The following is a 14,100-nucleotide window of genomic DNA, read 5'->3' as shown; positions in this document are numbered from 1 at the left end:
TTATTAATCGTCGTTAACGTACCGTTTATTCGCCGTAGGGAATCATATATATTCAGTGAAACGTTTCGCTGAATATATTATTCGTGGTTTCACACAAATACGATAAAATCGGCAAAATACTACTTTTCCCCCCTATCAAAAATGGGGAGGGGGTGTTAACGTCATTTGACTTTTTAAAGGGATAGTCTTCATGAAAAACTTAATTGCTGAACTATTAGTGACCCTCGCTGATAAAGAGCAGGAGTCAAAAGCGTTAGTGGCTCAGGTTGAAGCGTTGGAGATTGTTGTCACGGCGCTGCTGCGTCGTATGGAGCCGGGCGAACAGCAGGCGCTTATTGACAGCATCGACGGTGCAATGGATGGTGCGCGTGTAAAGTCTGAGGTCTCTGTAGAGGATTCGGAGCTCCTACAGCAGTACCTGAAAAAGCTCCTGAAACATCCCAGAACCTGAGATTTAACGACAGGTCTCTGTTATTCCTGAGTCTTAAGCGAAATTATTCGCTGCGCTGAGCGCTTTATTATCTTAATACGATGAGGCGTTCGGGAAATAAATAAAAAGGTATTTTATTTCCCGACGCTCATGCTGCATCGGTTACTTTATTTTAAATATGCTTAAGCCTGTTACCGTTTCGGTAATTACACGGCATTTTAGCGCTGTCGGGTAATTAATTGCCTGATTAGGTAATAAGCGCACCGCCAGAGTTATTTCCGCACGCCGTCTGGAAATGATGTGTAAAAAAAGACACAAAAATTAATGTTATCCCGTTGGCAATCCTGCAATGCGCCAGTGGTTTTTCTGCTGCGCCAGGCCAGGCTTAAAACGCCTTATTTCAATTGGGATGGTGCTATGAAATCAACATTACTTTTTACGCTTCTGGCAGGAATGTTAAGCAGCTCTCCAGTCCATGCCGCAGAAAGAACGCTCACGCCGCAACAGCAGCGCATGACCACCTGTAACCAGCAGGCCACATCGCAGGATTTGAAAGGCGACGCGCGAAAATCCTATATGAGCAATTGCCTGAAGAATAGCCAGTCTGCGCCGGGCGATAAAAGTTTGACGCCTCAGCAGCAGAAAATGAAAAGCTGTAATACCGAAGCGGGAAATAAATCCCTTACCGGCGATGCCCGTAAAACCTTTATGAGCGAGTGTCTGAAAAAGGCCAGCTAATCATCCATTAGGGTGAGTTTGATTTAAGTCTCACCCTAAATTTCATACTCCGCGCCGTTGACCCGTTTCTATACTCTGGAAAATTTGTCCAGTTAATCTCCTGTACCCATGAATGATGAACAGACCTTCAGCAAATGGCGTCTCTGGGATATTTCGGCGCGCGAAAAACCTCTTAACGACGATAAATATCGCAGCGGTTTACGCTTTGCGCGTCGTATCTGGCTACCCCGCACCGTAGGTCATTTTTGCTGCTTTATTATGTTTGCCGGCGTGCTGGTGGACCAGGCGCTGCCGGGATGGTGGTGGCTGGCGCTGGTGATGTATGCCTTCGTCTGGCCGCATCTGGCGCGGCAAATCGCTGAACGCGCGTCGGATCCGATGATGGCGGAGCGGCGTAACTTAATTATCGATACCCTGATGGCGGGGATCGGGATCGCGCTTATGGGCGGCAATGCGCTGCCCTGTTTGCTGCTGTCGATGATGGTCAATATGAACAACATCGGCGCATTCGGCGTGCGCTTTTTTGCCGCCGGGCTGATGTTGCAGATGATGACGGCGCTCATGGCCATGCAGTTTATCGATGCGCCTCTTAACGTCACCACGACGCCGCTACAGTTTTTTCTCAGTTTACCGACGTTGATTATCTATCCTGCGCTGTTCGGCTTTGTTTGCTATCGCACGGCGGTCAATCTGGCGGAGCATAAGCGACGCTTGCAGCTGATCAGTACCCGCGACGGGATGACCGGCGTCTATAATCGCCGCCACTGGGAGCAGTTGTTGAGCATTGAGTATGAAAACGCGCTGCGCTACCGCCGCGCCTCCACGCTGCTGCTGATCGACATCGACCACTTCAAGCAAATCAACGACACCTACGGGCACGATGTCGGCGATAAAGCGATTATCGCCGTCACTCAATATTTACAGCTCACGTTGCGGGTCAGCGATGTGATTGGCCGGTTCGGCGGGGATGAGTTTGCGGTGATCATGAGCGGCACATCCCCGGAAAGCGCCGTCGCTGCTATGGATCGCGTCCACGAGCGGTTGCAGAATCTGAGAATTGATCATGCCGCATCGCTGAACGTGCAGATCAGCGTCGGCATCGCGCCGTTCAATACGCATATGGAGGATTATCAGGCGTGGCTGAAGGCCGCCGACATGGCGCTGTATCAGGCCAAAAAGGCCGGGCGTAACCGAACTGAAGTGTATACGGTCAGATGAGCGCAACGCACGCTCATCTGACGCGGCGCATTAACTCTTGCTCAGCGCCTCGGATTTGGCCATGCATTGCGCCATGGCTTCCATGACCGCCGCGCGCAAGCCTTTCTCTTCCAGCACTTTTACCGCCTCGATGGTGGTGCCGCCAGGCGAGCACACCATGTCCTTGAGCTCGCCCGGATGCTTACCGGTTTCCAGCACCATTTTGGCGGAGCCCATCACCGCCTGGGCGGCGAACTTATAGGCCTGGGCGCGGGGCATGCCGCCCAGCACGGCGGCATCCGCCATCGCTTCGATAAACATAAATACATACGCCGGCGCCGAACCGCTAACGCCCACCACCGAGTGGATCATATATTCCGGCACGTTTTCCGCCTGGCCGAAGCTGCGGAACATCGCCAGCACCGCGTCGGTTTCTTCCGGCGACACCAGCGCGTTGGCGGTGATCGAGGTCATACCGGCATTCACCAGCGACGGGGTGTTAGGCATGGCGCGGATTATTTTGCGGTCATGTCCCAGCGCCACGGCGAGCTGATCGAGCGTGATCCCGGCGGCGATGGACACCACCAGCGACTCTTTATTCAGGCTGGAGGCAATGTCGCCCATCACTTTCAGCATGATATTAGGCTTCACCGCGCCGAACACGATATCCGCCGCCTGGGCGACTTCCTGGGCGCTTTGTGCGCCGTTAATGCCGTATTCGCTCTGCAAGGCGGCGACATTATCGGCTGAAGGGGTATAGACCCAGATATTGCTGGCGGATACGTCGCCGCTGGCGATCAGGCCGCCGAGAATGGCTTTCCCCATATTTCCGCAGCCAATAAAACCGATCTTCTTATCCACTTTATCCCTCCATCATGGTTATTTTACGTGTTGCATGGCCCTAGCTTAACGCGCCTTTTGCCGTTTTCGCTATGGCGGCGGCCTGAAACAACCGTGAAAAATTGACCTACTTTTGGGCAAAGCGGGTAGAATCCGCGTTTTTATTATTACGCCGCAGGCGGATCTGGAGTCAGTATGTCGATATGGGTAGACGCCGATGCGTGTCCGAACGTGATCAAAGAAGTGCTGTGGCGCGCGGCGGATCGCTGCCAGGTGATGGTAACGATGGTGGCGAACCAGAATCTGCGCGTGCCTCCTTCGAAGTTTGTCCGCGCCTGGCGGGTAGAAGCGGGCTTTGACGTGGCGGATAACGAAATCGTGCGCCACTGCCAGCCGGGCGATTTAGTGATCACCGCGGATATCCCCCTGGCGGCGGAAGTGATTGCCAAAGGCGCGCATGCGTTGAACCCGCGCGGCGAGCGTTATACCGAAGCCACTATTCGCGAGCGGCTGACCATGCGCGATTTTATGGAAACGCTGCGCGCCAGCGGCGTACAGACCGGCGGGCCGTCTACGCTCAGCCCGCGTGATCGGCAGCAGTTCGCCGCCGAGCTGGACAAATGGCTGCTGGCCCGCGCCCGTAACGCTTAAGTCCAGCTGTCGTCGTCGCCGCCGAAATCGTTGCCGAAGTCGTCACCGGTGCCAAAATCGGCATCGTCATTGGTGGCGTAATCGTTGACGTTGTCCTGCGGCAGGCCAGCGTCCTTATTCAGGAACTGGCTGTCGTCGGCCTGGTTGTAATCTTCCACCGCATTGATCGCGCCGCTATCCGTCGGCTGGGTCGGATCGTCAATGATATTCACGATCTCTTCCGGCTGGTTGTGGCTGAACATGCTGGTGAGCATATTGGCCATCATCACGCCGCCCGCTACGCCTACCGCCGTTTGCAACGCGCCGCCCAGAAAGCCCTGTCCTCGCGGTGCGCCGTAGCCCTGTGCGCCTACTGGTGGCGCGTTATACTGGCCCGGCGCGGCGCGGGCGTATTGATCGGCACCCGGAATCGGCCTGTCTACCGGGCGCGCAGGCGCGTGGTCGCCGCCGCCAAACAGTCCGGCCAGAAAACCGCCGCTGCTCTGCTTTTGCGCCGCTTCATGCTCGCGCTGCGCCAGTTGCCCCTCCAGCGCCTGTAAGCGTTGGTTGAGCTGTTTGATGGCGGCTTCCTGGATCAGGATAGTCTGCGCCATGTAGTAGGGCGCTTGCGGCTGCTGCTGGAGATGGCTGACAATACGCGCCTCGGCTTCAGCGTCGCGCGGCGCGCTCTGGCTTTCTGCCTGTTGCAGACGGCTAAAGAGTCCATCGATCAGGCGTTGCTCTTCGGATTGCATGATTCATATCTCCGTCATTATGCATCTGTAATAACTATAATCCTGATTTATCCCCCCGATCGCGTTACGGGATAAATCTGCAAAACTGGCCTGATTCACAAAAGGGGAATGCAGATTGCGTATCAGGGGTTGTATTTGATAGCCCGTTTCAAGTAAGGTGGGCGCACCTTTCAGTGGTAGAAATTGTTTACATGCGTAAGCCTGATTTCATCGGGGCTGTCAGCGGAAAAAATTTCTACATTTCATTTTTGTAACTATATTTTTACGCCTATCTTGTGTACTAGCTTGCTGGTATGATGACGCTTCTTAACGCTAATAACGCCATCTCAACGGCTGAGATGCTGAGGACTGTCCTTTCATGACTCAACCCCTTTTTCTGGTCGGACCGCGCGGATGCGGCAAAACAACTGTGGGTCAGGGTTTGGCGGCATCGCTGGGGTTTCATTTTGTCGATACCGATCGCTGGCTGCTGGAGCAAAGCGGCGCGACGGTGGCGGAAATTGTCGAACAGGAAGGATGGCCGGGATTTCGCGCCAGAGAAAGCCAGGCGCTACAGGCGGTAACCCAGCCCGCCACGGTGGTCGCCACCGGCGGCGGCATGGTGCTGGCCGAGGCTAACCGGGTGTTTATGCGCAACCATGGCGCGGTGATCTATTTACAGGTTCCGGCTGAAACCCTGGCCGAGCGCCTGATGGCCTCGCCGGAAGAAGATCAGCGGCCAACCCTGACCGGCAAACCCATGGTCGAAGAAATCGAGGATGTGCTGGCCCAGCGCGAAGCCCTGTACCAGGCGGCGGCGCATCATGTTATCGACGCCAGCCTGCCGGTTGAGCGGATTATTGCGCGCATTCTGGAAGTGTTGCGTTTAGCTCGCGCGAGCTAGCGGTTGTCTATACTTAATACTTCGAATCCATTGATAAGGAAGTGTTATGGCATCCAGACCCCCGTATCCCCGTGAAGCGCGCATTGTGACGATTGAAAAAGGCACCCCAGGACAGACGGTGACCTGGTATCAATTGCGTGCGGACCATCCGAAACCTGACGCATTGATTAGCGAACATGAAACGGAAGCCGAAGCGCTGGATGCGAAGCGGCGCTATGAAGATCCTGAAAAAACGTGACGCCATTCACAGGGGAGAGCGGCTGGCTCTCCCTTCCTTGCTCCCTTCGCTTCGCCAAATTCTGAATTTTCAATCGCAGAAACAGTTAAATTCCCGTTACTATTAAAACCTTACTCTGACAGCCGCCGCGACGAGCAGAAAATGCGCGGCAAGATTGCCAGAAGCTGCCAGGCTTTATGGTTAATTTCTCTCCAATAACCGCATGGCGCAGTAAGCAGTGCAGTAGAAAAGCAAGAGATTAGACAGGCGAATGAACATGAATCCTACGTTAGCGATACTCACGATTGGCGTTGTCCCCGTCGGCGCTATTTTACCGTTACTGGCAGGACAGGTCCCTGAGGAACAAATAAAGCATATCAGTCTCATGGGATCGCTAAGCAAGGAAGACGCGTTACAGGAGTATGGCGTCGAAGCCGGGCATGAGCCGATGCTGACGCTATTAAGCAATAAAGAAGTGGTCGAAGTGTCGCGCCAGAAAACCGAGCAGGCGCTGCAAAGCGCCATTGAGGTGCTGGATGGCCAGGGCTATGACGTAATTCTGTTGATGAGTACCTACCGCTTCACCAAACTTCATGCCCGTAATTCGATCTTACTGGAGCCGCAGCGCATCATTCCGCCACTGGTGGCGTCGATTGTTGATGGGCATCAGGTCGGCGTGATTGTGCCGATCCCGGAACTGCTCTCTTCCCAGGCCGAAAAGTGGGCGCTGCTGGAAAACCCGCCGCTGTATGCGCTGGCGAGCCCGGTGTTTGGCACCGAACAGGAGCTGGTGGACGCCGGGCGCACGCTGATCGACCAGGGCGCTGATGTGCTGATGCTGGATTGCCTGGGGTATCACCAGAAACACCGCGATCTGTTGCAACAGGAGCTGGATGTGCCGGTGCTGCTGTCCAACGTGCTGGTGGCCCATCTGGCTTCCGAACTGCTGGTATAACCCAAATCTGTGATGCGCGCTGGGCTTGCCTGAAATACCCGTCATTGTTAACGCTGCAAGTAACATGAATTCGGGTATATTGGTTTTTCGACCATTTCTAAAAGGGCCAGTCCATGCTTCAAAGTAACGAATATTTCTCCGGTAAAGTGAAATCCATCGGTTTTACCAGTAGCAGCACTGGCCGCGCCAGTGTCGGGGTGATGGCGGAAGGGGAATATACTTTCGGCACCGCCCAGCCTGAAGAGATGACGGTCGTCAGCGGCGCGCTGCACGTGCTGCTCCCGGGGGAAGTGGAGTGGAAAACCTACGGGCCGGGCGATGTCTTTCATGTGCCGGGCCACAGCGAGTTCCACCTGCAAGTGGCGGAACCCACCTCCTATTTGTGCCGCTATCTGTAATACCTTCACCCTCTTTGCGAGGGTGAATGCTGTTAGCGTTGGGCTTCGCCGCCCAACCCTTCCACCAGGCTGCTAATCAGGGCCGCCAGTTCGCCCGTCATCAGAATAAAATCGGCATCAAAGCGCTGGGCCACGTCTTCACGGTCAATATCTTCATTCTGATCGCGCAGCTCGTCGGCAAACTTCAGGCGCTTGATCGAACCGTCCTCACACATCATAAACTGGATGCGCTGTTGCCAGTCGAGGGCCAGTTTGGTGACCACTTTGCCCGCCTCGATGTGCACGGCGATTTCATCGCTGACCAGTTCCTGCTTTTTACAGCGGATCACGCCGCCGTCTTCCAGCATCGCTTTGAGTTCGGCTTCATCCATCAACTGGAATCCCTGCGCGGCGCTGCCGCTGCGCACCCATTCGGTCAGGGTCAGTTCCGGCGGCGTCTCCAGGGTCAGCGGCACCACCGGCAGCGAGCCCAGGCTTTTGCGCAGCAGCGCCAGGGTATCTTCGGCCTTTTTGGCGCTGGCGCAGTCGACCATAATCAATCCGTTAACGGTATCGATCCACATCATGGTCTGGTTAAAACGGCTGAAGGCGCGCGGCAGTAAGGAGTGCAATACTTCATCTTTCAGCGAATCTTTTTCAGTCTTTTTCAGCTTGCGCCCCTGGTCCGCTTCCAGTTTGGCGATCTTCGCTTCCAGCGCCTGTTTGATGACTGGCGCAGGCAGGATTTTCTCCTCTTTGCGGGCGCAGATAACAATTTGACCGTTGGCAGTGTGCGTCAGCGCATCACTCTGTGAGCCCATCGGTGGCACCCAACCGGTTTTCGCCATATCCTGGCTGCCACAGGGGGTAAAGGAAAACGCCGCCAGCTGTTTTTCCATCTCTTCGGCTCGCAGCGAGACGTCGCGGCTGACGCGATAAACCATTAAATTTTTGAACCACAGCATGATATTTTCCACGGTCTGGTAGTTAAACGCAGCGGGCATGATAACGAAACCGCCGCTCAGTTTCATGGCCTTTGAGAGAAAGGCCCGCAACCGTCACTCTGAACTGCGTAAATAAGGGGCTTCATGTGCGTATTGGGATTGATTTAGGTGGTACCAAAACCGAAGTGATCGCGCTGTCTGACGACGGCCAGCAATTGTATCGTCACCGGCTGCCTACGCCGCGCGACGATTATGCGCAGACCATTGAGACCATCGCCGAGCTGGTAGGGCTGGCGGAAGAGGCCACCGGCGAGCGAGGCAGTGTGGGGATGGGGATCCCCGGCTCGATTTCGCCCTATACCGGCGTGGTCAAGAATGCCAACTCGACCTGGCTTAACGGTAAGCCATTTGATAAAGATCTCAGCGCCCGGCTGGGACGAGAGGTGCGCCTGGCGAATGACGCCAACTGCCTGGCGGTGTCCGAAGCGGTAGACGGCGCGGCAGCCGGGGCGCAAACGGTATTTGCGGTGATCATCGGCACCGGTTGCGGGTCCGGGATTGCGCTGGGCGGCCACAGCCATATCGGCGGCAACGGGACCGCGGGGGAGTGGGGCCATAATCCGCTGCCGTGGATGGACGCCGACGAGTTGCGCTATCGGGAAGAAGTGCCGTGCTATTGCGGCAAGCAGGGGTGTATCGAGACTTTTATTTCCGGCACCGGTTTCGCGACCGATTACCGGCGGCTCAGCGGGCATCCGCATAAAGGCAGCGAGATTATCCGGTTGGTGGAGCAGCAGGATCCGGTGGCGGAGCTGGCGCTCAGCCGATATGAAATGCGGCTCGCCAAGTCGCTGGCGCACGTGGTGAATATTCTCGATCCCGATGTGATTGTATTGGGCGGCGGGATGAGCAATGTGGATCGGCTGTATCAGACGGTGCCGCAGTTGATCAAGCCCTGGGTGTTTGGCGGGGAGTGTGAGACGCCGATAGTGAAGGCGAAGCACGGGGATTCGAGTGGGGTGCGGGGGGCGGCGTGGTTGTGGCCTCAATAGGTTCGCGGTGCGGCTTATGAATGGATAGTGGTATGTTTCGTTCGCGTCAGGTGGAATGTTTCGTTCGCGTTGGGTGGAATGTTTCGTTCGCGTTGGGTGGAATGTTTCGTTCGCGTCAGGTGGAATGTTTTGCTCACGTCAGGTGGAATGTTTCGTTCGCTTTGAATGTTTCCATCTATGGGGCCTCAGTGTACGCGAACGAGTCAGGGACGCTCGCCGCCGCGTCCCCGACACCCCAGGCTCCCGGCCAGCAAAATCGGCGGCTTCGCCGCTGCCCTCGGCTCCATCTCCTCGCTTCAGGTCGGTCGTGATGCTACATCCTGTAGCTCACGACCTCAGCCAGCATCCATGCTGGCTGACCTGGCTCGTCAATTGCGCCTCGGCGATTTTGATGCCGGATTAAAACCCCCAGCTCTGGCTCTTATGGTTGTAACAACAATGGGGGGTAATTGTCGCTTACACTATTCCTGAGGGCCTGGTTTGACCTGGCTCGTCAATGGCGCCTCGGCGATTTTGATGCCGGACGAAAACCCCCCAACTTTAGCTCCGCAAGTGTGAGTTAATTAATCCCGCGCTTTGACTCCGCGATGTGAGTGGAGTACCCCCCACTTTGACTCGGCTGGTGTGGGGATTATCAGGGATTAACTTACTGCGTATTCCCTGGCTAACCGGCTGACGCCGAGGCCGTTTATCTTTTTCACTTTAATTTGTACCGGGATGCGCTCTTTCATGGCTTCGACGTGGCTGATGACGCCGATGGTTTTGCCAGTGGCGTTGAGGGCGTCCAGCGCGTCGAGGGCAATGTCCAGGGTTTCGGCGTCGAGGGTGCCGAAACCTTCGTCGAGGAATAGCGAGTCGATGCGGGTTTTGTGGCTTACCAGATCCGACAGCGCCAGCGCCAGCGCCAGGCTGACCAGGAAGCTTTCGCCGCCGGAAAGGGTGCGGGTGTCGCGCACCGCGTCGGCCTGCCAGGTATCCACCACTTCCAGCTCCAGCTCTTCGCTGAGTTTACGCTTCAGCAGGTAGCGCCCGTGCAGCCGGTTGAGCTGCTGGTTCGCCAGCCAGACCAGGTTGTCGAGGGTTAAGCCCTGGGCATATTTACGGAATTTGTCGCCTTTTTGCGAACCGATTAAGTGATTGAGATGCGCCCAGGTCGCCAGATGAGCGCTGGCGTCGTCGATCTGCTGTTGCAGTCCCTGTAGCCGTTCGCGATTGTCTGCGTCCTGTCTGATTTGCTGCTTCAGTTCGCCCTGGCGGGTGGCGTTTTCACGCAGCGCCTGGCTGAGTTGCGCCATCGCGGCCTGTAGGGCGTCCGGATCCGCCGTTGAATCAATCTCAGGCGGCGAGGCTTGCAGGTGCGCGTTCAGCGCCTGTTCCGCCTGCGCCAGCCGGGTTTGCTGCTCGTGCAGCTGGCGCTCGGTTTGGGTTTTTAGCGCGCTCAGGCGTTCCAGCTCTGACGGTTCCAGCACTGCGGCGAGAAATGCGGCTTCATCCGCGAAATGGCTTTGCGCAAGCAGTTGCTCGAATTCCTGCGTCAGCTGTACTTCACGGACCTGTTCCCGTTGACACTGTTCGCTGAGCGTCGCCCACTGGGCTTCCAGCGTCAGGCACTGGTTGTGACACGGTTGCCAGCTCTCCAGCGGTTCGCCATCAACCTGTACGGATTGCGCTGCTTCATCCGGCAATACTGCCAGCACCTCATCGCAGCGGGCGAGCAGATTTTGCAACGCAAGCTGACGGGTTTGCTGCTGCTGCCACTGCTGCGCTTCCTGCTCGCGCGCCCGCAGCCACCCGGCTTCCTGGGCGTCATCCGGCAGCGTCAGATCCAGCGCGGTAAACTGTTCGCTGAGCGTCTGGTAGCGCGTCGCCATTTCAGCTTCATATTGAGTGATAGCCTGCTGCCTGACGCGCGCGTCGTCCGCCAGCAGCTGGTGCTGTTGCAGCAGATAAAGCTGTTGCTCGTACTGGGTCTGCGCCTCAAGCCAGGGCTCCAGCGGCTCGTTGGCATCCAGCGTCGCGTCCAGTGCCTGGCACAACGCATCCCATTCCGCGCTCAGCGTTTGCGCTTTCCGGGTAATGCCTGCCGCTTCGGCGTCCAGCTCCATCCGCTGTTTTTGCAGCGAGTTTTGCTGGCCGCGCAGCGTCGCGCCCTGTTCGCCCAGCGCCGATTTTTCCTTTTCGAGCTGCTGGTAGCGCGCCTCGCTGTCGTTGGGCTGGACGGCGTTATACGCCTCAATGGCCGGATGATGGGTGGAACCGCACAGCGGGCAGGGCGCATCGGGCTGGAGCCGCGCTCGCTCAGCCATCAGGCCCGCAATGGTTTTTTCCAGCTCCCATACCTGGAAGGCGTTCGCCGCCGCTTCCTGTTTCGCCTTATACGCTGCGCGCTTCTCAACCAGTTGGCGCTCCAGATCCGCTAACTGCTGGTCGATCCCCTGGCGCTGTTGGTCGAGCTGCCCGGCACGCTGGCGCTGGGCCGCAATATCACGGTGCAGTACCGCCAGTTTCTGGCGCTGGCCGCGCTGGGCGGCGGCGCGCTGTAGCTGGCTGTTGAGCGCTTCCGGCGTCAGCGTCAGCGTGACGGGGGCCAGCTGCGCCTGTTTGTTCTTTACCTGATCCAGCGCGGCGCGCAGTTCGCCGAGCCGGCTGCCGTCGCGGCGGCGCTCCGCAAAGGCGGATTTCCAGCCTGCCAGTTCGCTATGCCACTGGCTCCAGCGGTGGTGGGTTTGCATCAGCGCGTTGAGCTGTTCCAGTTCCGACCGTGAATCGGCAGCGCGTTGGGCGATAGCGGCGCGGATCTGCTGGCGGCGCTGCTTCTCGTTAAGTAAGCGAGTGTTTACTTCATCACGCTGGGTTTGCGTCCGCAGCAAGGCCAGACGCTGGTCGCGGCGCTGCTGCCACAGCGGGCGCAGTTTTTCAGCGGGCAGGGCCAGCTCCAGCCGGGCGATATCGGCCTGCGCCGCGAGCCGGGCCTGCTGCGCCTGCGCCAGATCGGTTTGCGTCTGCAGGCAGTGGCGTTCAAGCTGCGCTTTCTGGCTTAGCCACTGGTGATGCAGTTGGTTGCGCTGAAGCGCTGTCTGTAGCGTTTGCTCCTGCGAAGTGAGCGCTTGCAAACTTTCTGCCAGCTGCTGGCGCTGCTCCTCGCTGAGCAACATCACGCCCTGCGCCTGAGACTGTAATTTTTCCAGATCGATACGCGCCTGTTTATGCTGCTCAAACACCCGCGCGGAAATGACCCCGTAAATCTCGGTGCCGGTCAGTTCTTCCAGCAGTTCGGCGCGCTCCTGGGCTTTCGCGTTCAGGAAGGCGGCGAACTGTCCCTGAGAAAGCATCATCGAACGGGTAAAGCGGTCATAATCCAGCCCGGTCAACGTGGCGACGGCGTCGAGCTTGTCGTTCACTTTATCCGCCAGGATTTTTCCGTCGGCGCTGCGGGCCAGCTCCACACGGGGAGGCTGGAGTTTGCCGTCCGGCAGGTAGCGGGCGCGATACTGGCTCCAGAACGCGCGGTACGCCTCGCCTTTGACTTCAAACTCCACCTCCGCCAGACACTCGGCGGTGTCGCGGGTCATTAAATCGTTCTGCGACTGGGAAATGGTGTTGAGACGCGGCGTCTTGTGATACAGCGCCAGGCAAATGGCGTCGAGCAGGGTGGTTTTCCCCGCGCCGGTTGGCCCGGTGATGGCGAACAGACCGTTGCTGGAAAACGGCTCCCGGGTGAAATCAATTTTCCATTCGCCCTTCAGGGAGTTGAGGTTCTTGAGGCGCAGGCTCAAAATTTTCATGCGTTTTCCTCCTGCTGCATCCTCTCCAGGGTTTGGGCGAACAGCGTCCTCAGCCGGGCGGCTTCATCGTCTTCCAGCGCTTCGCTTTGCAGGCGGCGTTCAAACACGTCCGCGACGCTCAGTTCGCTCAACGTTTCGGTTTCCAGCCGGGCGATGGCCTGTTCACGCTGCTCGCGATTGCGGCGCAGCAGGATCACTTCCACCGGCAGGTTTTCGGTCATGGCGACAATCTGACGCTGCATATCGTGCAGGAAGTCGTCGCTGACGATTTCGATATCCAGCCAGGTTTTCGGCTCGGCAGGCGCGTCGCGCCACTGCTCAAGCTGCTGCTCGATTTGCGCCAGATTGCCTTTGATCATCGCCAGCGGCTGGGTCACGGGCACTTCCAGCGGGGTGATAGCAGCCAGCGCCCCGGCGGAAAACTCCACCAGATTCACTACCTTTGCGCCGCCGGTTTCATCGAAACTTAACGGGATCGGCGAGCCGCAATAGCGGATATGTTCGCGCTTCGCGACGCACTGGGCGCGGTGAATATGACCCAGCGCGATGTAATCCGCCGCCGGGAAATGGCTGGCCGGGAAGGCGTCCAGCGTGCCGATGTAGATATCGCGCACCGCGTCGGTTTTGGTGACGCCCAGCGCCGTTAAGTGCCCGGTGGCGATAACCGGCAGCGCCCGTTCGCCGCGCAGCCGGCAGGCGGCGTCAAAGCATTCCTGATAGTGGCGGGTGATGGCATCCAGCAGGTGCAGCTGCTTTTCGCTGCCCGACTCCCCGGCGCGGCTTCGGGTAATGTCGCGCGGACGTAAAAACGGGATCGGGCACAGCACCGCGCCCGGTTCGCCCTGGCGGTTATTCATGATTATCGCCTGACCTTCCGGATGATGCTGCGCGCTGGCAATCACCCGGGTATTCAGGCAGGCCAGCAGCTCGCGGGATTCATTGAGCGTGGCGACGGAATCATGATTGCCTGCCAGCACAATCAACTGGCAGCCGGTGGACTGGAGATCCACCACAAAGCGGTTATACAGTTCCCGGGCGTAGCTCGGCGGCGAGCCGGTATCGAAAATATCCCCGGCGACGATGATGGCGTCCACCTGCTGTTCCTCCGCCGTCTGGCGCAGCCAGCTCAGAAAGGCCTGGTGCTCCGCGGCGCGGCTTTTAGTATAAAAATTTTGACCGAGGTGCCAGTCTGAGGTGTGGAGGATGCGCATCGTCATTCCCTGTGGCGTAAAAACGAAAGGGGGATTATAACCCTCCTTATACACCACTGTCCTGACGCCAGATTTATACAGTAAAT

At 57.5% G+C, this 14,100-nt stretch carries 14 protein-coding genes; 9 read left to right on the top strand and 5 right to left on the bottom strand.

The window, feature by feature from the left end; all coding sequences use genetic code 11:
- The first annotated feature begins 190 nt into the window (after positions 1-190).
- From iraP to adrA, 3 genes are all read left to right on the top strand, one after another.
- Positions 191-451, top strand: coding sequence for an anti-adapter protein IraP (iraP, locus tag GV764_RS21175; protein WP_161662005.1), 261 nt, complete (start codon positions 191-193; stop codon positions 449-451).
- Positions 452-847: 396 nt separating this feature from the next.
- Positions 848-1,168, top strand: coding sequence for a phosphate starvation-inducible protein PsiF (gene psiF / locus GV764_RS21170; RefSeq protein ID WP_161662050.1), 321 nt, complete (start codon positions 848-850; stop codon positions 1,166-1,168).
- Between the two features lie 108 nt (positions 1,169-1,276).
- On the top strand, positions 1,277-2,386 hold the full coding sequence (gene adrA / locus GV764_RS21165; RefSeq protein WP_161662003.1) for a diguanylate cyclase AdrA: 1,110 nt from the start codon (positions 1,277-1,279) through the stop codon (positions 2,384-2,386).
- Between the two features lie 30 nt (positions 2,387-2,416).
- Here the strand turns inward: adrA and proC are convergent, their stop codons facing one another.
- Positions 2,417-3,226: a pyrroline-5-carboxylate reductase gene (gene proC / locus GV764_RS21160; RefSeq protein WP_161662001.1), complete on the bottom strand. Its 810-nt coding sequence runs from the start codon at positions 3,224-3,226 to the stop codon at positions 2,417-2,419.
- Positions 3,227-3,400: 174 nt separating this feature from the next.
- On the opposite strand from proC, the gene GV764_RS21155 reads away from it, so the two are divergent.
- Entirely contained in the window at positions 3,401-3,856 is a 456-nt protein-coding gene (locus GV764_RS21155) for a YaiI/YqxD family protein (RefSeq protein WP_125295540.1), read from the top strand.
- Here GV764_RS21155 and GV764_RS21150 read toward each other — a convergent pair.
- Positions 3,853-4,590 (bottom strand): DUF2076 domain-containing protein, encoded by a 738-nt coding sequence (locus GV764_RS21150; protein ID WP_161661999.1) that lies wholly within the window; start codon positions 4,588-4,590, stop codon positions 3,853-3,855. The two genes, GV764_RS21155 and GV764_RS21150, sit on opposite strands and share 4 nt — an antisense overlap.
- 358 nt (positions 4,591-4,948) lie before the next feature.
- Between GV764_RS21150 and aroL the strand changes: the two genes are divergently transcribed.
- The 4 genes from aroL (at position 4,949) to ppnP (ending at position 7,043) form a co-directional block, all read left to right on the top strand.
- Entirely contained in the window at positions 4,949-5,473 is a 525-nt protein-coding gene (gene aroL / locus GV764_RS21145) for a shikimate kinase AroL (protein WP_161661997.1), read from the top strand.
- A gap of 46 nt (positions 5,474-5,519) precedes the next feature.
- Complete coding sequence (gene yaiA, locus GV764_RS21140; RefSeq protein WP_125295537.1) at positions 5,520-5,711, top strand: protein YaiA; 192 nt, start codon at positions 5,520-5,522, stop codon at positions 5,709-5,711.
- Positions 5,712-5,967: 256 nt separating this feature from the next.
- On the top strand, positions 5,968-6,645 hold the full coding sequence (locus tag GV764_RS21135; RefSeq protein WP_161661995.1) for an AroM family protein: 678 nt from the start codon (positions 5,968-5,970) through the stop codon (positions 6,643-6,645).
- A 113-nt stretch (positions 6,646-6,758) separates the two neighbouring features.
- The gene (ppnP, locus tag GV764_RS21130) at positions 6,759-7,043 is read left to right on the top strand and encodes a pyrimidine/purine nucleoside phosphorylase (RefSeq protein WP_125295535.1); all 285 of its coding nucleotides are present in this window, start codon (positions 6,759-6,761) and stop codon (positions 7,041-7,043) included.
- A gap of 32 nt (positions 7,044-7,075) precedes the next feature.
- Here ppnP and rdgC read toward each other — a convergent pair whose 3' ends face one another.
- Positions 7,076-7,987 (bottom strand): recombination-associated protein RdgC, encoded by a 912-nt coding sequence (gene rdgC, locus GV764_RS21125; RefSeq protein WP_125295571.1) that lies wholly within the window; start codon positions 7,985-7,987, stop codon positions 7,076-7,078.
- Positions 7,988-8,112: 125 nt separating this feature from the next.
- Between rdgC and mak the strand changes: the two genes are divergently transcribed.
- Positions 8,113-9,018: a fructokinase gene (mak, locus tag GV764_RS21120; RefSeq protein WP_161661993.1), complete on the top strand. Its 906-nt coding sequence runs from the start codon at positions 8,113-8,115 to the stop codon at positions 9,016-9,018.
- A 641-nt stretch (positions 9,019-9,659) separates the two neighbouring features.
- Here mak and sbcC read toward each other — a convergent pair.
- Both sbcC and sbcD read right to left on the bottom strand, forming a co-directional pair.
- Positions 9,660-12,803: an exonuclease subunit SbcC gene (gene sbcC, locus GV764_RS21115; protein ID WP_161661991.1), complete on the bottom strand. Its 3,144-nt coding sequence runs from the start codon at positions 12,801-12,803 to the stop codon at positions 9,660-9,662.
- On the bottom strand, positions 12,800-14,014 hold the full coding sequence (gene sbcD, locus GV764_RS21110) for an exonuclease subunit SbcD (RefSeq protein WP_161661989.1): 1,215 nt from the start codon (positions 14,012-14,014) through the stop codon (positions 12,800-12,802). Before sbcD ends, sbcC begins: the two co-directional genes overlap by 4 nt.
- Positions 14,015-14,100 lie beyond the last annotated feature (86 nt).

The organism is Atlantibacter hermannii, assembly GCF_009907385.1.
GTDB lineage: Bacteria > Pseudomonadota > Gammaproteobacteria > Enterobacterales > Enterobacteriaceae > Atlantibacter > Atlantibacter hermannii_A.
This window is presented reverse-complemented; position numbering and strand designations above follow the sequence as displayed.